At 69.1% G+C, this 25,109-nt stretch carries 21 protein-coding genes; 7 read left to right on the top strand and 14 right to left on the bottom strand.

From position 1 onward, the window contains the following. Nucleotides 1-31 precede the first annotated feature (31 nt). The 7 genes from AC5RUP_RS11500 to AC5RUP_RS11470 form a co-directional block, all read right to left on the bottom strand. Nucleotides 32-1,225, bottom strand: a complete 1,194-nt coding sequence (locus AC5RUP_RS11500; RefSeq protein WP_494153934.1) for an ABC transporter permease — start codon at nt 1,223-1,225, stop codon at nt 32-34. After that, nucleotides 1,222-1,935, bottom strand: a complete 714-nt coding sequence (locus tag AC5RUP_RS11495; RefSeq protein WP_494153933.1) for an ABC transporter ATP-binding protein — start codon at nt 1,933-1,935, stop codon at nt 1,222-1,224. The genes AC5RUP_RS11500 and AC5RUP_RS11495 overlap by 4 nt, the downstream gene beginning before the upstream one ends. Continuing rightward, nucleotides 1,932-2,981: an efflux RND transporter periplasmic adaptor subunit gene (locus AC5RUP_RS11490; protein ID WP_494153932.1), complete on the bottom strand. Its 1,050-nt coding sequence runs from the start codon at nt 2,979-2,981 to the stop codon at nt 1,932-1,934. Before AC5RUP_RS11490 ends, AC5RUP_RS11495 begins: the two co-directional genes overlap by 4 nt. A 183-nt stretch (nt 2,982-3,164) precedes the next feature. Continuing rightward, nucleotides 3,165-4,028, bottom strand: coding sequence for a universal stress protein (locus AC5RUP_RS11485; RefSeq protein WP_494064817.1), 864 nt, complete (start codon nt 4,026-4,028; stop codon nt 3,165-3,167). A gap of 234 nt (nt 4,029-4,262) precedes the next feature. After that, nucleotides 4,263-5,645, bottom strand: coding sequence for a 4-aminobutyrate--2-oxoglutarate transaminase (gene gabT / locus AC5RUP_RS11480; RefSeq protein ID WP_494153931.1), 1,383 nt, complete (start codon nt 5,643-5,645; stop codon nt 4,263-4,265). Between the two features lie 268 nt (nt 5,646-5,913). Beyond that, nucleotides 5,914-6,051, bottom strand: coding sequence for a methionine/alanine import family NSS transporter small subunit (locus AC5RUP_RS11475; protein ID WP_494064819.1), 138 nt, complete (start codon nt 6,049-6,051; stop codon nt 5,914-5,916). Further along, entirely contained in the window at nt 6,048-7,619 is a 1,572-nt protein-coding gene (locus tag AC5RUP_RS11470; protein ID WP_494064820.1) for a sodium-dependent transporter, read from the bottom strand. The genes AC5RUP_RS11475 and AC5RUP_RS11470 overlap by 4 nt, the downstream gene beginning before the upstream one ends. A gap of 220 nt (nt 7,620-7,839) precedes the next feature. Between AC5RUP_RS11470 and AC5RUP_RS11465 the strand changes: the two genes are divergently transcribed. The 3 genes from AC5RUP_RS11465 (at nt 7,840) to AC5RUP_RS11455 (ending at nt 10,475) form a co-directional block, all read left to right on the top strand. Beyond that, complete coding sequence (locus AC5RUP_RS11465; protein ID WP_494153930.1) at nt 7,840-9,276, top strand: PucR family transcriptional regulator; 1,437 nt, start codon at nt 7,840-7,842, stop codon at nt 9,274-9,276. A 47-nt stretch (nt 9,277-9,323) separates the two neighbouring features. Beyond that, nucleotides 9,324-9,947 carry a putative glycolipid-binding domain-containing protein gene (locus tag AC5RUP_RS11460; RefSeq protein WP_494153929.1) on the top strand — a complete coding sequence of 208 codons (624 nt, stop codon included), beginning with the start codon at nt 9,324-9,326 and terminating at the stop codon, nt 9,945-9,947. A 96-nt stretch (nt 9,948-10,043) separates the two neighbouring features. Continuing rightward, nucleotides 10,044-10,475 carry a hypothetical protein gene (locus tag AC5RUP_RS11455; protein ID WP_494155247.1) on the top strand — a complete coding sequence of 144 codons (432 nt, stop codon included), beginning with the start codon at nt 10,044-10,046 and terminating at the stop codon, nt 10,473-10,475. A gap of 31 nt (nt 10,476-10,506) precedes the next feature. Here the strand turns inward: AC5RUP_RS11455 and AC5RUP_RS11450 are convergent, their stop codons facing one another. The 4 genes from AC5RUP_RS11450 to AC5RUP_RS11435 are packed head-to-tail and all read right to left on the bottom strand — an operon-like array spanning nt 10,507 to nt 14,413. Continuing rightward, entirely contained in the window at nt 10,507-11,145 is a 639-nt protein-coding gene (locus AC5RUP_RS11450; protein WP_494155246.1) for a LysE family translocator, read from the bottom strand. Between the two features lie 59 nt (nt 11,146-11,204). After that, on the bottom strand, nt 11,205-12,302 hold the full coding sequence (locus AC5RUP_RS11445) for a polyprenyl synthetase family protein (protein ID WP_494158559.1): 1,098 nt from the start codon (nt 12,300-12,302) through the stop codon (nt 11,205-11,207). A gap of 9 nt (nt 12,303-12,311) precedes the next feature. After that, nucleotides 12,312-13,649 carry a geranylgeranyl reductase family protein gene (locus tag AC5RUP_RS11440; RefSeq protein ID WP_494154237.1) on the bottom strand — a complete coding sequence of 446 codons (1,338 nt, stop codon included), beginning with the start codon at nt 13,647-13,649 and terminating at the stop codon, nt 12,312-12,314. 2 nt (nt 13,650-13,651) lie between these two features. Then, complete coding sequence (locus AC5RUP_RS11435; RefSeq protein WP_494012802.1) at nt 13,652-14,413, bottom strand: demethylmenaquinone methyltransferase; 762 nt, start codon at nt 14,411-14,413, stop codon at nt 13,652-13,654. An 89-nt stretch (nt 14,414-14,502) separates the two neighbouring features. On the opposite strand from AC5RUP_RS11435, the gene AC5RUP_RS11430 reads away from it, so the two are divergent. The 4 genes from AC5RUP_RS11430 to AC5RUP_RS11415 all read left to right on the top strand — a co-directional run bounded on the left by AC5RUP_RS11430 (nt 14,503) and on the right by AC5RUP_RS11415 (nt 18,507). Next, nucleotides 14,503-15,906 (top strand): isochorismate synthase, encoded by a 1,404-nt coding sequence (locus AC5RUP_RS11430; RefSeq protein ID WP_494154238.1) that lies wholly within the window; start codon nt 14,503-14,505, stop codon nt 15,904-15,906. A 158-nt stretch (nt 15,907-16,064) separates the two neighbouring features. After that, nucleotides 16,065-16,883 (top strand): basic amino acid ABC transporter substrate-binding protein, encoded by an 819-nt coding sequence (locus tag AC5RUP_RS11425; protein WP_494064828.1) that lies wholly within the window; start codon nt 16,065-16,067, stop codon nt 16,881-16,883. A gap of 78 nt (nt 16,884-16,961) precedes the next feature. Then, nucleotides 16,962-17,747: an amino acid ABC transporter permease gene (locus tag AC5RUP_RS11420; protein ID WP_494064829.1), complete on the top strand. Its 786-nt coding sequence runs from the start codon at nt 16,962-16,964 to the stop codon at nt 17,745-17,747. Nucleotides 17,748-17,751: 4 nt separating this feature from the next. Next, nucleotides 17,752-18,507, top strand: a complete 756-nt coding sequence (locus AC5RUP_RS11415; RefSeq protein ID WP_494000594.1) for an amino acid ABC transporter ATP-binding protein — start codon at nt 17,752-17,754, stop codon at nt 18,505-18,507. Nucleotides 18,508-18,582: 75 nt separating this feature from the next. Here the strand turns inward: AC5RUP_RS11415 and menD are convergent, their stop codons facing one another. From menD to AC5RUP_RS11400, 3 genes are all read right to left on the bottom strand, one after another. Beyond that, a complete protein-coding gene (gene menD, locus AC5RUP_RS11410) occupies nt 18,583-20,451 on the bottom strand; it encodes a 2-succinyl-5-enolpyruvyl-6-hydroxy-3-cyclohexene-1-carboxylate synthase (protein WP_494158579.1) in 1,869 nt (622 codons plus the stop codon). 89 nt (nt 20,452-20,540) lie between these two features. Next, nucleotides 20,541-22,583, bottom strand: coding sequence for a PhoX family protein (locus tag AC5RUP_RS11405; protein ID WP_494154817.1), 2,043 nt, complete (start codon nt 22,581-22,583; stop codon nt 20,541-20,543). Nucleotides 22,584-22,848: 265 nt separating this feature from the next. After that, entirely contained in the window at nt 22,849-24,840 is a 1,992-nt protein-coding gene (locus AC5RUP_RS11400; protein WP_494158558.1) for an HNH endonuclease signature motif containing protein, read from the bottom strand. Nucleotides 24,841-25,109: the final 269 nt, after the last annotated feature.

Genomic DNA, 25,109 nt, shown 5'->3' with positions numbered 1-25,109 from the left:
TTCGGTCCGGTCCCCCGGGCACGGCCCGACACTAGTAGCGGATCGCGTCGATCACCTTGACCCGCACGGCCACCACCGCCGGGATCAGGCCGGCCAGCGCGCCGACGGCCGTCGCGGCGCCGATGCCCAGCAGCGCCGCTTCCACCGGGAACGGCGGCAGTTCGCTGATGCCCTGGGCGATCAGGTCCTGGATCCACGGGCTCTTCACCACGGCGACGGCGAGCATCACCCCCGCCACGCCGGCCACGAACGTCGCGACCACCGATTCGAGCATGACGCCGAAGAAAATCCGGCCGGAAGTCGCCCCGAAGCTGCGCCGGATGCCGATTTCCCGCACCCGGTACCTGACCGTCACCATCGAGATGTTGAGCAGTCCCACGGCGCCCAGCAGCAGCACGAGGCCGGCGACGCCGCCCACCGCCCACTGGATGCCCTCGAACGGGTCGCCCCAAGCGGCATAGTCGCTGCGGTACACATTCGCCTGGGCATCAGGGAACTGGGCCTGAAGGTCACCGGCGATCGCCGCGCTCAGGCCCGGCTCGAGCTCGACCGGGAGCCACATTTCCAGGACGGGAGGAGGACCTGCCTGCCCGCCGAGGCCCCAACGCTCGTACTGGTTGGTGAGCATCATGGCCTGGGCCATGGCTTCCTGGTGGAAGTCCGGCATCACTCCCACCACGGTGGCCGCGATCGGCCGCTGCTGGAAGATCTGCACCACCGGGTTCAGCGCCAGGTCCGGTTCGCCCAGCTGCCGGTGGAATGCTTCGTTGATGATCACCGCCGGCGCAAGCGCCGCGGCGTCGGCTTCCGTGAACCAGCGGCCGGCGACCAGGTCGACCCGCCGCATCTCGCCGTAGCTGCGGTCCACCACCGTGGTCTCGGCCGTCACGACGCCGTGGGGGAACTGGAACGGGACCTGGGCGAAGGTTCGGCGGCTCGCGTATTCCACGCCGTAGCGTTCCACGATCCCCTCGAAGGCGGCGTGCAGGACCGCCGGTTCTTCGGTTCCTGTCGGCGTGTAGACCTCAGCGGTCACGGTGGCTGCGCGGCCTCCGGATTGTTCCTGCCCCTGCACGATGCCTTCCCTGGCCATGTTGCCGAGCCCGACGACGGTGGTCAGGGCCGCAACGGACAGCGCCACGCCGATCAAGGCCAGCAGGACCCGGGTCTTGTGGATGCGCAGCTCGGCCCATGCCTCGACCAGGAGGGCGACCGCGCCGGTCATGCCGCCGGCTCCAAAGCGTGCAGAATCCCGTCACCCAGCCGATAGTGCCGCTGGGCCAGAACCGCCACATTCGCATCGTGCGTGATGGTCACCAGGGCCGCACCCGACTCCTGAACCACCTCGCCCAGCATGGCCATCACGCTTTGCCCGGTTTCGATGTCCAGGGCACCGGTAGGCTCATCGGCGAGAATCAGCCTGGGCGAGCGCACGAGCGCCCGCGCGATGGCGATCCGCTGCTGCTCACCGCCGGAGAGCTTGTGCGGTTTCTCCCCCAGCCGGTCGCCCAGGCCGACCCGCTCGAGCATTTCGGCGGCCAACCGCTCGCGCCGCCAGAATTGCCGGCCGCGGGCATAGAGCAGCGGGGTCATGACGTTTTCCAGTGCGGTACGGCCCGGCAACAGGTTGAACTGCTGGAAGATGAATCCCACGCGCGCACCGCGGGCCATGGCGCGCTGCTTTTCCCCCAGGGAAGAGACCGCCCGCCCCTCGAAAAACATCTCGCCCGTGCTCGGCACGTCCAGCAGGCCCAGGATGTTCAGCAGCGTGGACTTTCCCGACCCGGACCGGCCGACTATCGACATGTGCTCGCCGGTACCGATGGTCAGCTCGATGCCCTGCAGTATGTGCAGCGGGCCGCGGTCCGGGATGTGCACGCTCCGCGTCACGCCCTGCAGCTCCAGCAGCGGGGCCCCCGCCGCCGCGGCGCTCATCCGCCCACCATGCCGAAATCGCCTTCCATCCCGGGCATCATCTGGTCCCCCGGCGCACCGGGAATGAACTGCAGGACCAGGTCGCCCTCGTCCAGCCCCTCCACGATCTCCACCTGCATCCCGTCGGTCAGTCCCAGGGCGACCGGGCGCTCAACCGGTGCCCCGCCGTCGTCCTCCACGACCCATACCAGGCCGGTGTCCACCGATCCGCGGACCGCCGTGGTGGGTACCACGATCACGTTCTCTGCGGTTCCGGCCGTGATGTCGATCGTCGCGCCCAGCCCGGGGAAGACCCTGACATCGGCCGGCACGGCGCAGTTGACGGTGCCCGTCGCCGCCGGGGCTGCCGGCCCGAACGGATCCCCGGGCTGCTCCGGCCCCGGTGCCGGGGCGCCGGCTGCCGGGCCCTCCCCGACCGTCACGGCCTTGCACTCGAAGGGCGCCGGACCGCCCATGACCGTCACGGTGGCGGAACTGGGGCGGTCGAGCAGCCGGAACTGCTGCTCGGCGGTCAGCGTACCGGTCACCGAAAAGGTGCCCGGGGAAATGACGGCTGCTTCGGCACCGACCGAGACCTGCTGGTCCACCAGCACGGACAGGTCGGTCAGCTTGCCCGCGGCGGGGGCCACCACGTTCACGTACGTGTACACGGGGGCAGCCGGTGGGGCCGGTTCGTCCTCCGGATCCGGTTCGAGCGAAACCTGCTGCACGGCGTCGGGTTCCACCGGCTTCTGCACCTGGAACAGCGCATCACCCCTGGCCACGTTCGCGCCGGCCTCTACGAAGAGGTGGTTCACTGTGCCTTCCGCCGTGCTGCGCACGGTCACGGCCGGGTCGCCGGCAACCGATCCCTCGAGCTGCACCACGTTGGTCACCGTGCCCACGGCCGCGGGGACGCTGGGCGTGACCAGGCGGGCCGAAGGCTGCTGGTCGACCGCCTCCGCGCGCATGCCATCCACGAAGGCGAGCTTGAAGAGCGCGGCAGCTATGACGGCGAAAATCGCCAGCCAAACCACCGGCAGAACATATCGGCGCACAGCACTCATGCAGGATCCCCCTCGTCGACGTGCGCCCTACGGCGCGTGACGGCGGGAAGGTTGACACAGGACGTGGGACAAACACCCGCTTGTGACGGAGGTTACCAGTGCGGATGGTGGCAACCGGCCAAGACACGGCCGCTCCAGGCTCGGCGCCGGCACCAACCTGTACGGCAGCCGGATGTTGCCCGGCTAGTCCCGCACCCCGTCCACTTCCTGCGGAACCACCACCATGGGCACCGGCAGCGAGCGCAGGACCTTGTACGCCGTGGCACCGAGGAACAGGCGGTTGTGCTGGGCGAGCCGGCTGGATCCCATGACCACCAGTTCGCCGTCGTCCCAGTCCAGGGAATCGATGGCCTCTTCGATGTTGCGCCCATGGGCCACGGTCACCGTGGCGTTGCCGGGAGGCAGTTCGGTGGCGGCCTGGGCCAGCACGGAGTTCGCGTGCAGGTGGGCACTGTGGATAGCCTCGCCGCTGTCCGGCTCTTCACGGGTGTCCAGGGAGACCAGAGAAACCAGGCGCAGCTGCAGGCCGCGGCGGGAGGCAGCGTTCAGGGCAACGTCCCGGGCGGCTTGTGCGCCCTGCCGCTCGCCGATGAACGCGGTCAGCCGGGTCAGCGGCTCTGTCCGCTGGTACCCGCGGGGCGCCAACGCCACCGGAATCGGCGAGGCGTGCAGGAGGGCATTTGCCACACTGCCCACCGTGAAGCGTTTGAACAGGCTGTTGCTGCTGGCGCCGATGACGATCAACCTGGCGCCGGCTTCCTCACCCGCCGCGATCAGCCCTTCGGCGAACGATTCGGCGGACCGTACCTTGAATTCGGCGTTGACGTCTGCCGGGACCAGTTTCATGGCCTCGCGGCGGGCGGTGAGGACTTCCTGCTCGCTGGCGCTGACGCGGCTGCCTTCGGGGTTCAACGCCACGTAGGGGGCGCTGTCTGCCACCACATAGACGATATCCAGCCCCGTCCCCTGCGTCCGGGCGATCGCCACGGCCAATGCCACGGCATCGGCTCCCCGCTCGTCCGGCTGGTATCCCACCACATAACGCATGCAAACTACCCCTGTCCCTGTCCGTGGAGCAGCGGATGCGACGGCGCCGGCACATCCGCACCCCGTGACGCGATGATGGTTCCGACTCTAACCCGAGACCGCCGGCGGCAACAGGCCGGGAGCAGGACGGGGCGGGCGGGACTGAGCGGCCTTAAAAGGACCGCGGGCGGCCGCCGGACCCGCCCGCATGACGAGGGGATCCGGCAGCCGCCCGCTCGGACGCTGCCCGGGTAACTAGGCCGCCGCCACCTTCCGGATGGCTGCTTCCAGCACGTCCAGGGCATCTGCCAGCAGTTCGTCGCCGATCACCAGCGGCGGCAGCAGTCGCACCACGTTGCCGTAGGTGCCGCAGGTGAGGATGATGACGCCTTCCTGCAGGCAGGCGGCGGCGATCTCCTTGGTGGCCTCGGCGTTGGGCTCCTTGGTGGTCTGGCCGGTGCCGGGCTTGACGAACTCCAGCGCCAGCATGGCGCCGCGGCCGCGCAGCTCGCCGATGATGTCCACTTCCTCGGCCAGCTTCCGCAGCCGGCCCATGACCTGCTCTTCGATGTGGCGGGCCCGGGCGTTGAGGTCCTGGGTCTGCATGGTGTCGATGGCTGCCAGCGCGGCGGCGCAAGCCACCGGGTTGCCGCCGTAGGTACCGCCCAGTCCGCCCGGGTGCACGGCGTCCATCAGCTCGGCGCGGCCGGTGATCGCGGACAGCGGCATGCCGCCGGCGATGCCCTTGGCCATCGTGATGATGTCGGGCACCACGCCGTCGTGCTCCGAAGCGAACCAGGCACCGGTGCGCGCGAACCCGGACTGGACCTCGTCCGCGATGAACACCACGCCGTTGTCCTTGGCCCACTGGGCCAGCGCGGGGAGGAAGCCCTCCGCCGGGACAATGAAGCCGCCCTCGCCCTGGATCGGCTCGATCAGGATCGCGGCCACGTTCTCGGCGCCGATCTGCTTCTCGATCATCGTGATGGCGCGGCGGGCCGCGTCCTCGCCCTTGATGTCGGCTTCCTCGCGGTACGGGTAGCTCATCGGCACCCGGTAGATCTCCGGCGCGAAGGGGCCGAAGCTGCCGGCCGGGCTGGACTTGTACGGGGTCGCCTTGGCGGTCAGGCCCATCGTCAGGTTGGTGCGGCCGTGGTAGGCGTGGTCAAAGGCGACGACGGCGGTGCGGCCGGTGGCGATGCGGGCCACCTTCACGGCGTTCTCCACGGCTTCGGCCCCGGAGTTGAACAGCACGGAGCGCTTCTCGTGGTCGCCCGGGGTCAGCTCGGCCAGTTTCTCGGCGACGGCGATGTAGCCCTCGTAGGGGCTGACCATGAAGCAGGTGTGGGTGAACTTGGCGACCTGCTCCTGCACCGCGGCGACGACGGCGGGGTCCGAGGCGCCGACGCTGGTCACGGCGATGCCCGAGCCCAGGTCGATGAACGAGTTGCCGTCCACGTCGGTGATGATGCCGCCGTCGGCGTCGGCCACGTAGACCGGAACGCCGGAGGCGACGCCGCCGGCAACCACGGCGCTGCGGCGGGCGGCCAGTTCGGCGGACTTCGGGCCGGGGAAACCGGCCGAGACGTCGCGCTTCTGCTCCAGCCGGAACTGGGGCTGGGTCGTCTGAGTGGTCATGATGTGCCTTTCACGTTGAGGGTGGGAATGCCGCGGACAGCCCGGAGGATCCGCGCACTCGCATCGCAGCGGCAGCTTCGCGGGGACCGGCGGATACGCCGGGCCACGGGAAGCCGAGCTCTACAGCGAGATTACGGTTCCCGGCCCGCAGCTGCCTATGGCGCCCCGCACAGCAGATGCGCAATGTTGCCGTGCATATGGCCAGAAGGAGCGACGGCGGCGCCCGGTGGCATGGAGGCCGCAGGGCGCCGCCGCGGCGAGCTGCGGGTCAGAGCTCCGGTGCGTGCTCCGTCGGCAGGGCACCCTCGTCCTCGGGGTGGCGGCTGAGGTTGACCAGGGCCAGCGCCAGGCCTCCCCACACCGTCAGGATGGAAATGATCAGCATGACAATCGCTGCGGTACTCATGGCTGTGTCTCCTTCAGGGTGTGGGCATCCAGTTCCGGGTCGTTGGCCGCCGACTTCTTGCTCCAGGGAATCAGCGACAGGATGAAGCCGGCCACGATCAGGGAGCCGGCCATGCCCCAGCCGAAGACGTTCACGAACCAGTCGGGCATGGGCGGGTCGCCGTAGCCTTCCTGGATCCGCTTGATCAATTCGCTGATCAGGATGTAGCCCAGCACAATCGGCGCGATGATGCCGACCATGATGCGCCACCACAGGCCCAGCTTGATGGACGAGACCTCGCTGACGTGTCCGCCCAGGAGCGGCAGCTTGCGGAATCCGTAGGTCACCAGCAGCACGGTCGCGAGGGCGCACGCCATGATGCCGAAGCTGTTGACGAAGGCATCGGTGACGTCCAGCAGGTTCAGGCCGGTGGTGGTCGGGAACAGCAGGATGGAAATCAACGCCAGCGGGATGCCGACGCACCAGGTGGTCTTGATGCGGCTCATGCCGAGCTTGTCCTGGACTGCGGAGATGATGACCTCGATGATGCTGATCAGCGAGGTGAATCCGGCGAACACCAGCGAGCCGAAGAAGAGCACGCCGAGCAGTCCGCCCAGCGGGGCCTCGGAAATGATGGTGGGGAACGCGATGAACGCCAGCCCAATCCCGCCGGCGGCAACGTCGCCGACCTCGGCACCGGCGCTGAAGGCCATGAAGCCGACGGCCGCGAAGACGCCGATGCCGGCCAGGATCTCAAAACCGGAGTTCGCGAAGCCCACCACGAACCCGGATCCGGTCAGGTCCGTCCGGTGCTTCAGGTAGGACGCGTAGGTGACCATGATGCCGAAGGCAACGGACAGCGAGAAGAAGATTTGGCCGTAGGCCGCGGCCCACACCGTCGTGTTCGTGAGCGCACTCCAGTCGGGAGTGAACAGTGCGTTGAGCCCGTCGGCCGCACCGGGCAGGAACAGCGACTGGACCACCAGGAGCAGGAACATGACCAGCAGCAGCGGCAGGAACACGATGTTCGCCCGTCCGATGCCCTTCTGCACGCCGGCGGCGAGCACCAGCAGCACCACCGCCCAGACAACCACCAGCGGGATGAGGACCGTCGGCACGAAGTCGAAGCCGATGTTCACGTCCTTGCTCACCTGGAGGAACGATTCCATGAAGAACCCGGCGGGGTCGTCCCCCCACTCCTCGGTGACGGAGTAGATCATGTACATCGCCGCCCAGGCGATGATGACGGCGTAGTAGACGCAGATGACGAAGCAGATGGCCACCTGCCACCAGCCCAGCCCTTCGGCGCCGCGCGCCAGCCGGCGGTAGGCCAGCGGGGCGGAGCCACGGTGGCGGTGTCCGACGGCGTAGTCCAGGAACAGCAGCGGGATGCCCGCGGTCAACAGCGCCACCAGGTAGGGAATGATGAAGGCGCCGCCGCCGTTTTCGTAGGCAACATACGGGAAGCGCCAGATGTTGCCCAGGCCGACGGCGGAGCCGATGGCCGCGAGGATGAACACCTTGCGGGTGGACCACATCTCGCGCTTGGGCTTGGCGCCCGACGCTGCCTGCGGGGTAGGGGTACTCATGAAGGGACCTCACGGTGTAGGGCTGGCAGGGGTGTGACGCACGTGACGCCGCGGACCATCCTAGCGCCGGTGAGCAGCTGCCCGGAAAACCGGTCCGGCGCCGGGCGCGACGCGAAAGCACGGAGGGTGGGGGCCCGCCCCGTCAGCCCTTCGGGAGCCGCTCCCCGCCGCTACGTCGCGAATAGTGCATCTGCACAACAGCCGCCCGTATAGTGAAGGCATGGCTGTCACTCTTGCCAAACTACTGGCCTCCCCCGCGCTGCACCTGAAGCTTGTCGGTACCGCGCAGGGCGACCCGGACGCGCCCATTACCTGGGTGGCTTCGACGGAACTCGAGGACCCGTTGCCCTTCCTGACCGGCGGCGAAGTGGTGCTGACCACCGGCCTTCGCCAGAAGACCGCGGCCGCGCAGCGCCGGTTCGTGGAGCGGGTGCACGAGGCCGGTGCGGTCGGCATGGGCTTCGCGCTCGGGCTGACGCACCGCCGGGTCCCGGCGGGCGTGCTCGCCGCCGCGAATGAGCTGGAGCTTCCGGTCTTCGAAGTTCCTTACGAGACCCCGTTCGTGGCGATCAGCAAGATGGTCGCCGACGCCATTTCCGCCGACCATTACAACCGCCTGGAGCACCTGCTCAAGGACCACCAGGCGCTGGCCGCCTCGTTGTTGGGCGGCGGCGGCCTCCCCGCGCTCCTGCGCACCCTGGCAGAGATGGTGGGCACCGACGTCGTGCTCTCGCAATACGGCACCCGGCTGTACGGCACCGGCGGCGACGGGGAAACCGGCTGGCACGAGCTTCCCATCGCCACCGGCCTGAAGGACCGCTGCACGCTGGCCCTGGGCAAGCCGTACGAGCGCAACGCCATCGTGGACTACGCGCAGAGCCTGATCAGCCTGGAACTGAGCAACCAGGCGCACCGCCGCGCGGCCGACCGCAGCTCCGTGGGCCAGGTGCTGCTGGATGTGGTGCGCGGGGTGCTGCAGGGCGGCGATGCCTCCCTGCGGCTGAGCAACGTGGGGATCGACGCCGGACGGCGCCAGCTGGTGGTCATGGTGCAGGTGGCCGCCGCCCAGCGCCGCGCGCTGCCCACGCTTCCGCTGCCCGCCGCGTTCGACGGCGTGGTCACCGGCTTGGTCGACGAGCGGCTGGTGCTGGTGGTGCAGGGCGCCGAATCGGGCGAGGCACTGGGCCAGGAGCTGAGTGCGTACCTGCAGAACGCGGGCTTCTCCGCCACGGTCGGGGTGGGCGGCAGCTATGCGCAGGCGAACGGGCTGCGCTGGAGCTACTTCGAGGCCAAGGAGGCCGTGGGCCGGGGCGAGCGGCTGAACGTGCCGCAGCGGCTGTCCCTGACCTCCCTGCTGCTGGCCTCCGAAGACGTGCCGCTGGCCGATCTTGCGGCCGAGGCACTCGACCCGCTGGCCGAGTTCGACGCGGCCCACGACGCGGCGCTGCTGCCCACGCTGCAGGCCTACCTGGAGTTGAACGGCTCGGTGGCGGCCGTGGCCGAGGAGCTGGGCCTGCACCGGAACTCCGTGCGCTACCGGCTGTCCCAGATCGTGGAGCTGACCGGCTACGATCCCGCCCTCACCGCGGACCGGGTGCACCTGTGGCTGGCCCTGACGGTGCGGCGGCTGGGTTCGGTGTCCCGGACGAAAGGCTAGCCGGCCGGTCCCTTGCCAAGACCCGGCGCAGACACAAGGCTGGGGGCATGGGACACGAGACGCACGAAAGCCGGACGGTCACCTGGCTGGGAAGCGACGATCCGCAGCGCGCCGACACGGCGACCCTGAACCTGGAACCGGAGCGTCTGAGCGCCCACGGCGCCTCCCGCACCGCGGCCTACGCCGCCAGCTGGTCCCTGACGACCACCGGCAACTGGTTCACCGAAAGCCTCACGGTGTCCGTCCACGGGCGGGGCTGGAGCCGGCATCTGGTGCTGGACCGCGCGCCCGACGGCACGTGGAGCGCCGCGACCAGGGTGTCCGGGGACAGCGGCCTGCCGGAACCGGGGATCGCCGATCCGGAATCCTTGGTCGGGGCGGTGGACTGCGACCTGGGTTTGTGCCCGGCCACCAACACCATGCCGATCCTGCGGCTGGGCCTGGTTCACGACGCCGAGGCCGCCGCGGAATTGACGGTCGCGTGGGTGGAGATGCCGAGCCTGCGCGTGCTCGGCCAACAGCAGATCTACAGCGGCTCCCGCGCCTACGACGACCGCACGGGCACCGCCGCGGTCACCTACACCTCCGGGGACTTCAGCGCCGAGATCATGGTGGATTCGGACGGCATCGTCATCGACTACCCCGGCCTGGCCACCCGCCGCCGGGACTGACGCGCGGGGTAAGCACCGCCGTCGCCGTTCAGCACAGTCGGTGCCGCCGCATAGGATGGGACCAAGCCCTCCAATCAACCGTTCCAGGGAGAAACCATGCCCGAAATGTTCGTGGACAAATTCCGTGCCCTCGTGCCCCAGTACCTGGACCGGAAGTGGACCGAGGACGACGGCATCTCCTACGACGAACTCGAGGGGCTGCTGGGCGAGCACAAGTTCCAGATCCCGCAGGCGTTGGTGGAGTTCTACCACGCGCTCGGCGGCTGCGAAGACCTGATGGAGGCGCATGACTTCTTCTTCGACCCGGACGAGCTGGAAATCGAAGGCGGCTACCTGCTGTTCCTGGACGAGATGGACGAAGAAGCGAACTGGGGTTTCAAGACCGAACACCTGGATGTGCCGGACCCCATCGTCTGGATCCGCACGAACGGCCCGAAGCCGCAATGGCAGAGCGAGGAGGCGACCTTCAGCGAGTTCGTCTTCGAGATGTTCGAGTGGGTCTTCGGCGACGACGACGAGGAAGACTGAGCCGCCGGCGGGTTCTGAGCCGCCGGCGGGTTCAGCGGCTCTCGGCCGCCAGGGCGACGCCGAAACCGACCAGCACGATGCCCGTGATCCTGTCGATGGAACGCGTCACGGCCGGAGTGCGCAGCCACTTCCGGGCCGCATGCGTGCCCCAGATGATGGCCGAGAAGAACACCAGCCCCTCCAGGTTGTGCACCAGGGCCAGCAGGATGCCCATCAGCGCCGGGGAGACGCCCGGCGGGATGAACTGCGGGATCATCGCCACATAGAAGACGCCGACCTTCGGGTTCAACAGGTTCGTCCCGACGCCGGTGAGCCACGCCCTGACGTACGACGCCGGAGCGGCCGGCGCGCCGGCGTCTGCGAGGCGCGTGGCCGGTTGCCGGAACGACCGCCACAGCATCCGGAACCCCAGCCAGGCCATGTAGGCGGCGCCGGCCACCTTCAGCACCGTGAAGGCCGTTGCCGAGGCGGCCAACAGGGCTGATGCCCCCACCGCGGCCGCGATGCCCCAAGCCAAGGCTCCGGTGTTGATGCCCAACGCCGTCGCGTACGCCTTGCCCCGGCCTTGGCTGACGGCTGAGCGCAGCACCAAGGCCGTATCCATCCCGGGAACCAGGGTCAGCAGGCCGGCCACCAGGGCGAAGGACACAAGTGCTTGTTCTACGGTCACCCCTTAGTCCCCGAAGGACGGCGCCGGCACGGTTGACATGGTCAAGTTGGACCGGCCGGTCAGACCTCGCGGTCCACGACGGCCTCGGCGAAGGCGGTCAGCGCGGCCTTGACCGTGCTCTCGGGCAGCGGGGCCAGGGATGCCTTGGCGGCGTCGGCCCACTCACCCGCGATGGCCCAGGCCTGGGCGGTGACCGGGTGCCCGCGCAGCGCGGAGACGGCGGCGGCCAGGGCCTCGTCCGACGTCAGGTCCGCGTCCACCAGTTCCAGCACGGCGGAGGCGGACGCGTCGCCGTCGGCGGCGGCCTGGCGCAGCAGCAGGACCGGCAGGGTGGGGACTCCCTCCCGCAGGTCGGTGCCCGGGGTCTTGCCGGACTTGGCCTTGAGCCCGGTCACGTCAATCACGTCGTCGGCCAGCTGGAACGCCACGCCCACCTTCTCGCCGTATTCCAGCATCACGCTTACGGCCTGTTCGCCGGCTCCGGAGAACATGGCGCCGAGCTGGCCGGAGGTGGCGATCAGCGAGGCGGTCTTGTCCGCGATCACGGAGAGGTAGTGCTCCACCGGATCCTCGTCCTCGCGCGGGCCGACGGTCTCGTGCAGCTGGCCCAGGCAAAGCCGCTCAAAAGTGCGCGCCTGGATGCCGACTGCCTCGGGCCCCAGCTGGGACACCAGCAGCGAAGCGCGGGCAAAGATCAGGTCGCCGGCCAGGATGGCCACCTGGTTGCCCCACACCTCGTGCGCGGTCGGGGCGCCGCGGCGGTACGGCGCGGAATCCATCACGTCGTCGTGGTAGAGCGTGGCCAGGTGCGTCAGTTCGACGACGACGGCGGCCTGCACCACGTCGGGAACCGAGCCGTTGCCCAGCTGCGCGGCCAGGATGGTCAGCAGCGGACGGATCCGCTTCCCGCCGGCTTCCACGAGATGGCGGCTGGTGGCATCGGCGAACGGATCGGAGTGTGCGATGGCCGCGCGCAACTGCTTCTCCACCCGCGCCAGTGCGGTGGAAACCGCGGGACCGAGCTCGGCGTCCTGGGCCACCGGGGCGAATCCGTCCGGCAGGTTCAGGCTGGTGGCAAGGGCGGCAGTCGCGGTATCCAGATCCGGCGACGGCGGGTTCTGGCCGGCGGGTGTCCAACTCGGTTTGGCGTCAGTCACTGTTCAACACTAACTAATCGTGGGGGCGGTATGGCCGGCCGGTTTGTGGCCGCCGGCCTGGTTCGATGCCGGCGGCGTCAGGTGCTCCAGCAGATGAATAACTCTATCCTCAAATCCCTTGCCGCCCGAGTCGGTCAAATTGGCCAGCATCCGCACCACGAAGCGCATCAACGGCGGGACCGGCATTCCGGTCCGCAGGGCCAGTTTCATAATGGCCGGTTTGCCGATCAGCTGGGCGAAGATCCGGCCCAGGGTGAAGTGGCTGCCCCAGTGCCCGCGGATGATGTCCGGGTAGCGGGCCATCGCGGCGTCGAAGCCGGCCATGCTGAGCAGCTGCCCGCCGGTCCCGGACAGGCGGCCGTGCGCGTCGGCGATCAGCTCGGCCGCGTAGCGGGCGGACTCCATGGCATAGGAGATGCCCTCTCCGTTAAACGGGCTGACCATGCCGCCGGCGTCGCCGAGCAGCAACAGGCCGGGGCTGTAGTGCGGCGTCCGGTTAAACCCCATCGGCAGGGCCGCACCGCGGACCTGCCCCACCTGGTTTTCCTCGGTCAAGCCCCACTCCGCCGGCATGCCGGCGGTCCACTCGCGCAGCACCTGCCGGTAGTCCAGCTTGCCGAAGGACTTGGACGAGTTGAGGATGCCCAGGCCCACGTTGGACGTGCCGTCGCCGACGCCGAAGACCCAGCCGTAGCCGGGCAGCGGGTTGCCGGCCGCGTCGGGGAGCTCCAGCCACCCCTCCATCCAGTCGTCGTCGTGACGGGGGGAAGTGAAGTAAGTACGCACGGCCACGCCCAGCGGCCGGTCGTCGCGCTTCTCGATGCCCAGGCTCAGGGCGGTGCGGGTGGAGTTGCCGTCGGCGGCCAGCACCACGTCGGCGAAGAAGTCCTTGGTCTCCCCGGTCTTGCGTCCGCGCCCGTCCAGCACGTTGGCGCGGACCCCGGTGACCCGTCCGGCCTCGTCCCGGAGGGCGGTGGAGACGGAGTGGCGTTCCAGCACGACGGCGCCGGCGGCCGCGGCGTGACGGGCCAGCTGCTCGTCGAAGCCCATGCGGGTGCGGATCAGGCCGTAGTCCGGGAAGTCGCTCAGTTCCGGCCAGGGCAACTCGAGCTGCCGGCCGCCGGCGATCAGCCGCAACCCCCGGTTCCGGCGCCAGCCGGAGGATTCCTCGTGCGGCAGTCCCAGCAGCTGGACTTCACGCACGGCGCGGGGCGTCAGGCCGTCGCCGCAGACCTTTTCGCGCGGGAAGGCCGTCTTTTCCAGCACGGTCACGTCCACGCCGGCGCGGGCGAGGTAGTACGCGGCCGTGGATCCGGCCGGCCCCGCCCCAACAATGAGAACTGACATGGCTACAGGGTGTGCCTGCTGCTCTGGCGCCGCAGCGCGGCCTGCGCCCGGGCGTTGGCCGCCTCGTCGCGGCCGGGCTTCACGGCCCGGTGCACGGCGACAATGCCGCCGGACAGGTTGCGGTAGGCCACGTCCTGCCAGCCTTCGCCGGTGATCCACTCGCCCAGCTGGTCCTGGTTTGGCCAGGCGCGGATGGACTCGGCCAGGTAGACGTAGGAGTCGGGGTTGGACGAAATTTTGGACGCGATCGCCGGCAGCGCGCGCATCAGGTACTCGGTGTAGACGGTGCGCCAGACCGGGAGGGTGGGGTGCGAGAACTCGGCGATCACGAGCCGGCCGCCGGGCTTGGCCACGCGCAGCATCTCGCGCAGCGCCAGTTTCGGATCGCTGACGTTGCGCAGGCCGAAGGAGATGGTCACGGCATCGAAGGAGTTGTCCGCGAAGGGCAGGTTGGTGGCGTCTCCGGCCACGAAGTCGATGTCGGGGCGGCGGCGCTTGCCGACGCGCAGCATGCCCAGGGAGAAGTCGCACGCCACCACGTGGATGCCGGCATCGGCATAGGGTTCGCTGGAGGTGCCCGTGCCGGCGGCGAGGTCCAGGACCTTCTGGCCACGCTCGGCGCCCACCGCGTCCACCACGATGCGGCGCCACCGGCGGGTCTGGCCCATCGACAGCACATCGTTGACCAGGTCGTACTTCGGCGCCACGTCATCGAACATGGCGGCTACTTCATCCGGGCGCTTCTCCAGCGATGCACGATTCACTGGGCCATTGTCTCAAAGACCGGCGGCCGCCCGCGAACCCGGGCTTTCGCGGGCGGCGGCGTTTGCCGGGCAGAGTAGGCTTAATGACCATGACCTCCCCCCTGTCCCCCTCGTCCGGCCTGCCCGGAACCGGGCCTGCCGCGCCGGCCGGCCGCACGGAACCGGAGGCCGCGGACCAGCTGCCCAGCGGGACCCTGCGCGGCATCACGGTCGAGTGGCCCGCGGTGCCCGACACCCAAGGGCTCACGGAGTATCTGGTGCGCGACGACGTGCTCTGCTGGGTGCGGCGCGAGGGCGGGCTCGCCGGCTTCGGCGAGATTGCGCGGTTCACGGCCAGCGGGCCGGACCGCTTCCGGCGGGCGGCCGCGTGGTGGCGCGGGATCCAAGCCACCGCCGACATCGACAACCGGGTGGGCGGCCCCGGAACCGGGCCGGTCGCCTTCGGCTCCTTCGCGTTCTCCTACACCTCGACCCACAGCTCCCGCCTGGTGGTGCCGGAGGTGCTCGTGGGCCTTGATGGCGACCGCGCCTGGCTCACCTATCTGACGTACGACGCCGATGCGCACCTCAGCGCCGAGACGGCCGAGGCCGTGCTCGCGGGCTGGCTGGAAGAGATCTCGGTAGAGCGCAGCCCCGATCCCGCCGACTCCCTCGTTCCGGGACAGGTGTCGGAGCAGGCGTACATGGATGCCGTCGCCGCCGGGGTCAAGCGCATCCAGGCCGGGAACCTGAGCAAGCTCGTCGTGGCCCGGGACGTGGTGGCCAATCTCGCCGCGCCCATCGCCACCGCCCAGGTGCTGCGCGAACTCGCCGCACGGTACAAGGACTGCTGGACGTACTCGGTGGACGGGCTGATCGGCTCCACCCCGGAAATGCTGATCAAGGTGGAGAATAACGTGGCCCGCGCCCGCGTGCTGGCCGGCACGCTCGACCGCTCCCGGACCCACGGCCACGCCGGCGAATCGGACACCGACTACGCCCAGCGCGTGCTGGCCGGCTCCGAGAAGCAGCTGCACGAGCACCGGATCGCCATCGACTCGCTCACCCGCAAACTCGAGCCCTTCACCACCGCGATGAGCTCGCACAGCGAGCCGTTCGTGCTGGAGCTGCCCAACGTCTGGCACCTGGCGTCCGACGTCTCGGCCGAGCTGGCGCACGACGGCGGGCAGCCGCCGTCGTCGTTGGAACTGGCCGAAGCGGTGCACCCCACCGCGGCCGTGTGCGGCACCCCCACCGAGGTTGCCGGAGCCTTGATTCGCGAACTGGAGCAGATGGACCGCGGGCCGTACGCCGGCCCGGTGGGCTGGACCGACGGCGCGGGCAACGGTGAATGGGGCATCGCGCTGCGCGGCGCCGTGGTGGAGGGGCCGCAGCGGGTCCGGCTTTATGCCGGCTGCGGCATCGTGGACGGCTCCGATCCGGAGGCCGAACTGGCGGAGACCTGGGCCAAGTTCAGGCCGATGATCGAGGCGCTCGGCCTGCGGCGCAGATAACTATTCACCGACAATCGGCACGGCCGGGGGCAAACCAGGCTCCCGCCGACTACGCTGTTTTCCAATAGGCAATGGCTGTAGCCTGTGGTGCATATCACGTGTAGCGGGCATTCCCGTTACACTTAAGCCGGATTTCCAACGAGACAAAGGTAGTAACTATGCGCAAAAACGCATCCAAGGCGGTCCAGGGGTTCTCCCTTCTGGCCGTGGCGGCACTCGCTTTGACCGCCTGCGGTGGCTCGGACGACGCCGGCGGCAACGGCGGCACCGGCACCGCCGGCGCGGGATCCGAGCTGCCCCTGGTCCAGGAGGGCAAGCTGACCGTCTGCTCCGACATCCCCTACCCCCCGTTCGAGTTCGAAGAGGGCGGCGAGTACACGGGCTTCGACATCGACCTGATCACGGAGATCTCTTCGGAGATGGGCCTCGAGGTGGCCATCCAGGACGTCGGTTTCGACGCCCTGCAGTCGGGCGTCACCCTGGCCGCCGGCCAGTGCGACCTCGGCGCCAGCGCGATGACCATCACCGAAGACCGCAAGAAGAACATCGCCTTCTCCGACCCCTACTACGACTCGCTGCAGTCGCTGCTGGTCCCGAAGGACTCCGACATCAAGGCCGTGGGCGATCTCTCCGGCAAGAAGGTGGGCGTCCAGCAGGGCACCACCGGCGAGGCCTACACCCGGGAGAACGCCCCGGAGGACGCCGAAGTCGTCGCCTTCCCGTCCGATGCCGAGATGTACCAGGCCATCCAGGCCGGCCAGGTCGACGCCTTGCTGCAGGACCTGCCGGTGAACATCGGCCACACCGAGGACGGCAAGTTCACCATCGTCGAGGAGTACAAGACGGACGAGTCCTACGGCTTCGCGGCGAAGAAGGAAGGGTCCGAGGCCCTGATCTCGGCCGTCAACGATGCCCTCTCGACGCTGCGCGACAACGGCAAGTACCAGGAAATCTACGACAAGTACTTCACCGAGTAGCAAGCCCTCCGGCCCCCGTTCCCGTGCGTGAAGCAGCGGGAACGGGGGCCGCCGACTTACAGCTGGAAGGCATCACCAGTGAAACCTTCGACCCGCCGCCGACTTTTCCGCGGGGTCCTTTACGCCATCTTCATCGCCGCCGTCGCCGCCGTCGCCCTGGTGGCCGATTGGGAGGCCATCCGCACGAGCTTCCTGAACCCGGAAGTCCTGGGTGAGCAGTTCCCCACCATCATCGTCACGGCGGCGAAGAACACGGTCGTCTACACCCTGATCGCCTTCGTCGGCGGCCTGCTCTTCGGTCTCCTCCTGGCGCTCATGAAGCTCTCGCCCGTGGCGCCCTACCGGTGGGTGGCGACCGCCTACATCGAGCTGTTCCGCGGCCTGCCGGCCCTGCTGGTGATCTTCGGCTTCGCCTTCGCGGTCCCGATCGCGTTCCAGTGGCGTCCGCCGGGAGGCAGCACCGGCGCCGGGCTGATCGGTTTGATCGTCGTCTCGGCTGCCTACATTGCCGAGACGCTCCGCGCCGGCATCGAGGCCGTCCCCGCCGGCCAGCGGGAGGCGGCCCGCTCGCTGGGCATGAACCCGAGCTGGACCATGGTCTCCGTGGTGCTGCCGCAGGCGGTGCGCATCGTCACGCCGCCGCTGACCAACGAGCTGGTCATCCTGATTAAGGACACGTCGCTGCTCTTCATCGCCGGAATGGCCCTGGCCAATCGGGAACTCACGACTTTTGCCCGCGACGGCGTCTCCCAGTTCGCCAATGCCACGCCCCTGGTCGCCGCGGCGCTCATGTACCTGATCATCACCTTGCCGCTCACCCAGCTGGTCGCCTGGCTGGAGAAGCGCAACAACAGGAGCCGGTAACCCCATGACTGAAGAATCGCTGCGCCACGACAGGCCGGCCATAGAGGTCAAGGACCTCTGCAAGAACTTCGGCAACAACGAGGTCCTCAAGGGCATCGACTTCCACGTGAACCAGGGCGAAGTGGTCTGCGTGATCGGGCCCTCGGGCTCCGGCAAGTCCACCCTGCTGCGCTGCGTGAACCGGCTCGAGGAGCCCACCAGCGGCACCGTCCTGGTGGAAGGCGTGGACATCACCGACCCGGAAACGGACTTGGACCGGGTCCGCACCCGGATCGGCATGGTGTTCCAGCAGTTCAACCTGTTCCCGCACCTGAACGTTTTGGACAACCTCACCCTGGCGCAGCGCCGGGCCAAGAAGCGCGGCAAGGCCGAAGCCATGGAAGTCGCCCGGAAGAACCTGGAGAAGGTGGGGCTGGCAAACCGCGAGAACGCCTACCCCGCCCAGCTCTCCGGCGGGCAGCAGCAGCGGGTGGCCATTGCGCGCGCGCTGTCCATGAACCCGGACATGATGCTCTTCGACGAGCCCACCTCGGCGCTGGACCCCGAACTGGTCGGCGACGTGCTCGAGGTCATGCGCAAGCTGGCCGATGAGGGCATGACCATGATGGTGGTCACGCACGAGATGGGCTTCGCCCGCGAGGTGGGTGACCGCGTGGTCTTCATGGACGGCGGCGTGGTGGTGGAGCAGGGCAAGCCCGAGGACGTGCTGGCCAACCCGCAGCACGAACGCACCAAGGCGTTCCTCTCGAAGGTCCTCTGAGCGGGCTCACCCCAGCAATCTGGGCAGAGTCGCCCCAGCTAACTGGGGCAGGCTCAGCCCAGCAAATTGAGCAGCTCACCCCAACAAACGGGCAGTGGCGGTCGCGACGGCGGCCGCCACTTCCGCGTGCACGACCCGCAGCCGGCTTCGGTCGGTGCGGACCTCCACCACGCTCCGCCCGGCCACCGGCTCGGAGAGGACGGCGTCCAGTTCGTCCGCGTCCTTGACCAGCCGGTGCCGGACCCCGTAGCCCGCCGCCAGCGAGGCGAGGTCCACGCGGTGCGGGGTGCCGAAGAGGCGTTCGACGGCGGACGTGAACGCCGCATGCTCCCCCACCTTTCCGTGTTCCAGGGTCGAGAAGATCCCACCGCCGGAATCGTTGACCACCACGATCTGCAGGTCGGGTTCGGGCTCCCCGGGTCCGAGCAGCAGCGATCCGGCGTCGTGCAGGAAGGTCAGGTCGCCCATGAGCGCCCGGGTTCCGGTTCGTGCTCCCAGCGCGATGCCCGCGGCCGTCGCCACCGTGCCATCGATGCCGGCCACCCCTCGGTTGGCGTGCACGAAAGCGTCCGGGATGTCGATGGGCGTTCCGGCCAGGTCCACGTCGCGGATCGGGTTGGACGAACCAAGCACCAGCCGGCCGCGGGTATGGAGCCAGACCGACCGTGCGACCCGCAGGCCCGTCAGCTCCGGTTCGGCGTCCAGGCGTTTAATCAGGGCCGCATCGGCCGCATCGGCGGCCTCCCGCCAGAGCCGTAGCCACGCGCCGGGCCCCTGGCCGGAGAAGATCGACAGGTCCGCCGGCACGGAAATCACCCGTTCGCGGCGGCGCCCGGGCTCGTACCAAGGGACCGGGTCCGGCTGGAAGAGCGCGGCCTGGACGTCCTCCCGTGCCAGCAGGGCAGACACCGGCCGCGAGAGCGTCGGGCGGCCGAAGACCACGGCCCGTTCGATCTGCGTCCCGAGGTGGCCCAGCAGCAGGCGGTAGGGGCCGATGGCGTTGGGGCCGAACCTCGCGTTGGAGGACGGTTCGGCCAGCAGCGGCAGCCCGTGTGCACGCGCGAAGGCTTCGGCCCTGGCTCCCGCACCGTGTCCGGCCACGACCACGGTGCGGCGTTCCTCGGTCCCGTGGATCGGCGGTTCCGTCTGGCCCGCGGGCCAGGCGGCGGCCCGGTCCCGTGCCGTCGCCGCCGGTGCCGCGGCACCAAGTGTCGTCGCCGCGGGTGCCGGGGCACCGCCGTCGTCCGTTGCCCGCACCGGCGCCGTGGCGTGATCAGTGGCCCTATCCGTAGCCGTATCCGCATCCGTATCCGTATCCGTATCCGGGAACAGCGGGTCGCGGAACGCGAGATTTATGTGCACGGGACCGACCGCACCCGGGTGCACCGCCGTTTCGGCCGCCGTCGCTGCGGCGTTCGCCGCCGACGGCGTGGCCGCCAGCGAGAGCAGGTCGGCCGGCGCGGCCGGCGCGGCCGCCGGGGCCGGCTGGATGCCCTTCGCGTGGAGGAGGCTGGTGCGGATGGCGTCCGTCGGGTCGTCACCGGCCGGGATGTCCACGGCCGAGCGCACGTGGATGCCGAACAATCCGTGCTGCACCGTGGTTTGGTTGGCACCGGTGCCGCGCATTTCGGCCGGGCGGTCGGCGGAGAGCACCACCAGCTCCACGCCGGCGTGATTGGCTTCCATCACCGCGGGCAACAGCTCGCCCACCGCCGTTCCGGAGGTTGTGACGACCGGAACCGGGCGCAGCGAGCCCAGCGAGAGCCCGAGCGCGGTAAACGCCGCGCCCCGCTCATCGATGCGCACGTGCAGCCGCAGGTCGCCGTGTGTTTCGGCCTCGGCGAGCGCATACGCCAGCGGGGCGCTGCGCGAGCCCGGCGCGATGACGACGTCGCGCACTCCGCCCCAGACCAAGGCCTTCACGGCCAGTCGGGCGGTATCCATCGAGCTCAGCTGCGCAGTCACCCCCTCATGGTAAGCAGACGGCCGCGCCCCGAGGGACGCGGCCGCCTGCCTTCCTCGGCATGGCCGGGCTAGCGCTTGAGGTGCCCGTTCTTGCCCTTGAACATCTGGATCACGGCCGGCCGGGGCAGCGCGGCGTCGCCCGGCTTGGCGCGGCGCCCGTCACCGACGTAGTCCGGGAACAGCGAGCGCTGGGCTCCCCAGCTGCCGTCCTCGCCCGGGTGCTGTACGGCGACGAACACCATCCCGTCGTCGTCGTGGATCAGCGGGCCGCAGGTCTCGGCATCAATCGGGACGGCCATGAACTGCTCCACCTTGCCGCGTTCCTGTCCTTCCAGCGTGACGCGGAAGAGTGCGTCATTGCGCTGGATGGTGCCGGGCTGCCCGTCGGTGGAGACCCACAGGTTTCCGGCCGAATCGAAGGCAAGATTGTCGGGGCAGGAGATCGGCTGCACCTGGTCGGCCGGGTAGCCGCTGAAGTAGACCGAATCGTCCACCGCCGGATCGCCCGCCACCAGGATCAGCTGCCAGGTGAACTCGGTGGAGGTCTGGTCGCCGATCTCGGTCATTTCCACGATGTGGCCGTGCCTGTTGTTGGCCCGCGGGTTCGGCTCGTCCACCTGCGCGCGGGTACGGGCGGTGTTGTTGGTGCAGGCCATGTAGATCTTGCCGGTCGCCGGGTTGATCTCCACGTCCTCCGGGCGGTCCATCTTGGTGGCACCCATGGCGTCGGCGGCGAGCCGCGTGTACACCAGCACCTGGTCGATGCGCATTCCCGGCACCAGCGACTGGCCGTCGCGGGTCAGCTGGATCCAGTGTCCGGTGCCGTCGAACGCGCCGTCGGAGGGCAGCACGCCGGAGCCGTCGATCTGGTTCTGCGGGGAATTGCCCTTGAAGCTGGCCACATAGAGGTCGCCCTCGGTCAGCAGGGTCATGTTGTGCTTCTTGTCGCCCTCGCGGTAGGTGCCCTTGGAGACGAACTTGTACAGGTAGTCGAAGCGCTCGTCGTCGCCGGAGTAGGACACCGCGTGGCCGGAGGCGGCGATGGTCACGTTGGCGCCCTCGTGTTTGAACCGTCCCAGGGCGGTGTGCTTGCGCGGGGTGGAGGTGGGATCGAACGGGTCCACCTCGACGATCCAGCCGAACCGGTTGTCTTCGTTCCGGCCCTCGGGCCGGTCGGTGTCGAAGCGCGGCTCCGGGATGTGCCAGCCGCGCGACGGGTTGGCGCTGGTCAGGCCGTAGCGGCGCTGCTCGGCGGTCGGGGCCGAGACCTTGAAGTACTGGTTGAAGTTCTCTTCGCCCGAGAGCACCGTCCCCCACGGGGTGGTGCCGCCGGCGCAGTTGTTCTGCGTTCCCAGCACGATGCGGCCGGTGGGATCGGCCTGCGTCTTCAGCAGCTCGGAGCCGGCAGCCGGTCCGGTCAGTTCGTATTCGGTGTCCATCAGGAAGCGTCGGTTCAGCCTGGCCCCGCGGACGTAGGTCCACGGCTGGCCCTTGCCCTTGCGCTCCAGTTCCACGACGGACAGCCCGTGCGCGGCCATGGCTACCTCGCGCTGGCGTTCGACGGGCATGTCCGGCGGGAACATGATGCCCTCGTTGGTGTACTCGTGGTTGGCGAACAGGACCGCGCGCTTGCCGTTGCTGCCCGGGATCTCGATGATGTCCAGGTAGTCGTTGTTGTAGCCGAACTGGCCCGACTGGGACTCCTTGGTCTGGTTCTCCGGATCGAACTCAGCGCTGTCGTGGAACAGGGGGTCTCCCCAGCGGATCACCGGATCCCAGTTGTAGCCCTTGGGCACCACGACGTCGTCCACGTTGTTCGGCACGGCCTTGATGCCGTCGAACTTCAGCTTGCTGCGGTTGCCGGGTCCGCGGCCGGCTTTGGCGGCCGGGGCCAGCCCGACCTGCGCCTCCGCGGCAGCCCCGCCGCCGAACATCAGCGCCAGCGCGCCGGCGCCGCCCAACCCCATCATCCGGCGGCGGGAGTATTCGGCGGAAACGATGTCCCGGAAGTAGTTGTTGTCCGAGGTGTTGCAGACGCCCTTGGCGCAGGCGTTGTCGCACTTGAGCGCGCAGGTCACGGCGCTGCGTTTTCCGGACACATGGCCCAGCATCGGCAGGTAGCGCTTCTTGGTATCGGTCACGTTTTCACCTTCTGCATTGAACTGTGGGATCGTCCTCCAGTGTGCTGATCGAAGTCGACCGGCAGGCCGAGCAGTGGTGAATTTTTGGCCAACGACAGGCAAAACACCTTGCCGGGCTGGGCCGGGACCGCGAGGCTTCGCGTTCTTCCAGGGCGAGGCTACGAGTTTCTTCACGGCTGGCCTCGGCGTCAGAAGTGTCACCGCAGAAGCGTCCAGGCGCAGTGCAGCGCCGGCGTCAGAATGGGGGTGGTGCGTCGGGGTCGGTGCTGTCATCGGGCAGTTCGATGCCGCCGAAGGTACGTTTTGGTGTTGCTTGGCCACCGGGGTCGGTGTTGTCGTCGGGCAGTTCGATGCCGCCGAGCGTACGTTTTGGTGGTTGGTCGCCGCGGTCGATGGCGTCGCGGGTGGCTGCGTCTCCGGTTGCTCCTTTTGCGCCGTCGGTATTCTCTTCGTTTTCGCCGGTGGTTGCCGCTTCCTTTTCATTCTTCCGGGGCAGGAGGGTGTCCCAGCCCTCGTCCGGGTGGGTGGTCTTGCGGTGGCCGGTGCGCGTCGTCCAGGTGATCTGACCGTGTGGGCCGGCCTCGGCCCGGATGTGCCCGGCGGTCTTCGCCGCGTGGTGGGCGCTGCACAGGCACTGCAGGTTTTCCGGCACGGTTGGCCCGCCGTCGTCCCACCCTTGGATGTGGTCGATCTCGCAGTATCTGGCGGCGCGGCGGCAGCCGGGGAAGCGGCAGTGCCGGTCCCGGACACGGACCAGGCGTTTGAGCCAGTCGGGCGGAGTCCGCAGTTTCCGGGCGGCTGCGATTGCCTGGCCGTGGTCGTCGGTGAGTACCGGCAGCCAGGACCTGGCCAGCTGCGCCAGTTCCCGTCCCATGTCTGCCGGGATCGGGCCGTGCCCGGCCAAGTCTCCGGGCTCCTCGCTCAGTCCCAGCAGCGTGGTCAGGGACACCGTGACCAGCATCCCCGGTCCCGCACCACCACAGTCACCGCCGCCGGGTGCGGCCCGGGTAGCCGTTGCGTCCGCGGGTGTCGGACTTGGGACTGAGACGGTCCCGGCCCCGGATGCACCGCCGCAGTCACCGCCGCAGTCACCGCCGCCGCAGTGACCGCCGCTGCCGGCGGGCTGTGCCGCGGCTCGCGCTGCCTGCCCCGTGTAGCCCGCTGCCTCCGTGTCCGCCGCGGCGGCCGGGCAGGTGCGGCCGGGGAGCATGAGGTCAGAGAACACGTCGGCGCGTAGTTGGGGCAGGGTCCTGGCCTCGTCCGGGCCTTGGAGGGAGCGGGCTGTGGCCTGGATCCGGTCGAAGACCAGATGCGCTTTGTCCGCGCTGGTCCGGATCCACAACTCGGCCATCCCGTCGTCCTGGTCGGTCAGCTGCACGTCGCGGGACTCGTTCGCCCGCCGGTGCCGTTGGGCCAGGGATTCCGGGTGGAGGCGGTCCCGCATCCGCCGGGCCCGGGAGCGGACCGTATCCAGGGTGACGTCCCCGGCGCCGGGCAGCACCGCTGCCTCGAAATCCTGCAGGCATTCGGACGGCAGGTCCGCGCAGCCGCGGGCCAGCGCCTTCGCGCGCGGCAAGTCGAGGTCGCCGCGGCCCATCGCCTCGAGAGTGCCCGGCAGGTGCGTGCAGATCTGCCGGGCGTCGGCCAGCATGGCCCGGGCCGCGGCGTCCCCGGTGCACAGATGCGCCGAGATCTCCTGGTGCGCGAAGCGGGAAAAGCCTTCCGGATCCCGGTCCCCGCCCATCCCTGGACGCAGCCGGGCGAAGCGGTCCAACGCCTTGACCCGGCAGGACTGCACCCACGCCTCCACCCGCGCCGCAGCCAAAAGATAATCCATGGTCTGCACGTCATCCAGTTCCGTCGGCTCCACCACCGCCAACAAACCGGCCAGCACGGCAGGCACCCCCACCCCGCCCTCGGGCACCACGGGCATGCTTTCAGCGTCCTCGGACATGGCTGGCTGCCCGCCATCGGTGGCTTCCGGTGGCGAAGGAATCTCTGCAGAGCTGGCGGAGTCGACCGTGCTAGGGGCACCAAGGTCAGCGGCCGCCGCAATTAGTCCGGCGCGATCAGAGCCGATGCCATAGCGCCGGAGCAACGCTTCTGCCACCACGTGCTGCAGCAGCGCTTCCAGCAGGGAACTGTCCGGACGCGAGGGCACACCAAGGTCCATTACTAGTCCCTGTCCCGGAACCGGGAACCGAAGCTCGTCGCCCTTGCCCTCCATATCCACACGCTACCGACTGCCTCCGACAGTTTGAGGGCCTCGTTCTCATGCCAGCGGTGCGGGGAATCGGCAAGGCCAGACAGAGCCCACTGCACGATTGAGCCGCGGATGCAGCCTCGAGCGGCAGGGCATGCGTAACCGAGCCTCGGCTCCTGAGCTTGCTGTAGGGGCTGCTTCCCGCAGCCCGAAGCACGTCCGGGCTCGGACACTTCTACCCAGTCGTCGCACAGGCGCTTCACAGTTCCAGCGGGCCCGCAGGCGAGGTCCAT

The organism is Arthrobacter sp. Y3223151, from assembly GCF_059091125.1.
The sequence above is the reverse complement of the archived record's forward strand: the minus strand, read 5'-3'. Positions and strand labels throughout refer to the sequence as shown.

What these genes read in the sequence shown, in the direction of transcription:
- AC5RUP_RS11500 (WP_494153934.1), bottom strand. Translation starts at nt 1,225, where the DNA reads ATGACCGGCGCGGTCGCCCTCCTGGTCGAGGCATGGGCCGAGCTGCGC.
- AC5RUP_RS11460 (WP_494153929.1), top strand. Translation starts at nt 9,324, where the DNA reads ATGGGACACGAGACGCACGAAAGCCGGACGGTCACCTGGCTGGGAAGC.
- AC5RUP_RS11495 (WP_494153933.1), bottom strand. Translation starts at nt 1,935, where the DNA reads ATGAGCGCCGCGGCGGCGGGGGCCCCGCTGCTGGAGCTGCAGGGCGTG.
- AC5RUP_RS11405 (WP_494154817.1), bottom strand. Translation starts at nt 22,583, where the DNA reads ATGCTGGGCCATGTGTCCGGAAAACGCAGCGCCGTGACCTGCGCGCTC.
- AC5RUP_RS11490 (WP_494153932.1), bottom strand. Translation starts at nt 2,981, where the DNA reads ATGAGTGCTGTGCGCCGATATGTTCTGCCGGTGGTTTGGCTGGCGATT.
- AC5RUP_RS11475 (WP_494064819.1), bottom strand. Translation starts at nt 6,051, where the DNA reads ATGAGTACCGCAGCGATTGTCATGCTGATCATTTCCATCCTGACGGTG.
- gabT (WP_494153931.1), bottom strand. Translation starts at nt 5,645, where the DNA reads ATGACCACTCAGACGACCCAGCCCCAGTTCCGGCTGGAGCAGAAGCGC.
- AC5RUP_RS11465 (WP_494153930.1), top strand. Translation starts at nt 7,840, where the DNA reads ATGGCTGTCACTCTTGCCAAACTACTGGCCTCCCCCGCGCTGCACCTG.
- AC5RUP_RS11470 (WP_494064820.1), bottom strand. Translation starts at nt 7,619, where the DNA reads ATGAGTACCCCTACCCCGCAGGCAGCGTCGGGCGCCAAGCCCAAGCGC.
- AC5RUP_RS11430 (WP_494154238.1), top strand. Translation starts at nt 14,503, where the DNA reads ATGACCTCCCCCCTGTCCCCCTCGTCCGGCCTGCCCGGAACCGGGCCT.
- menD (WP_494158579.1), bottom strand. Translation starts at nt 20,451, where the DNA reads ATGGATACCGCCCGACTGGCCGTGAAGGCCTTGGTCTGGGGCGGAGTG.
- AC5RUP_RS11455 (WP_494155247.1), top strand. Translation starts at nt 10,044, where the DNA reads ATGCCCGAAATGTTCGTGGACAAATTCCGTGCCCTCGTGCCCCAGTAC.
- AC5RUP_RS11400 (WP_494158558.1), bottom strand. Translation starts at nt 24,840, where the DNA reads ATGGAGGGCAAGGGCGACGAGCTTCGGTTCCCGGTTCCGGGACAGGGA.
- AC5RUP_RS11415 (WP_494000594.1), top strand. Translation starts at nt 17,752, where the DNA reads ATGACTGAAGAATCGCTGCGCCACGACAGGCCGGCCATAGAGGTCAAG.
- AC5RUP_RS11485 (WP_494064817.1), bottom strand. Translation starts at nt 4,028, where the DNA reads ATGCGTTATGTGGTGGGATACCAGCCGGACGAGCGGGGAGCCGATGCC.
- AC5RUP_RS11425 (WP_494064828.1), top strand. Translation starts at nt 16,065, where the DNA reads ATGCGCAAAAACGCATCCAAGGCGGTCCAGGGGTTCTCCCTTCTGGCC.
- AC5RUP_RS11440 (WP_494154237.1), bottom strand. Translation starts at nt 13,649, where the DNA reads ATGTCAGTTCTCATTGTTGGGGCGGGGCCGGCCGGATCCACGGCCGCG.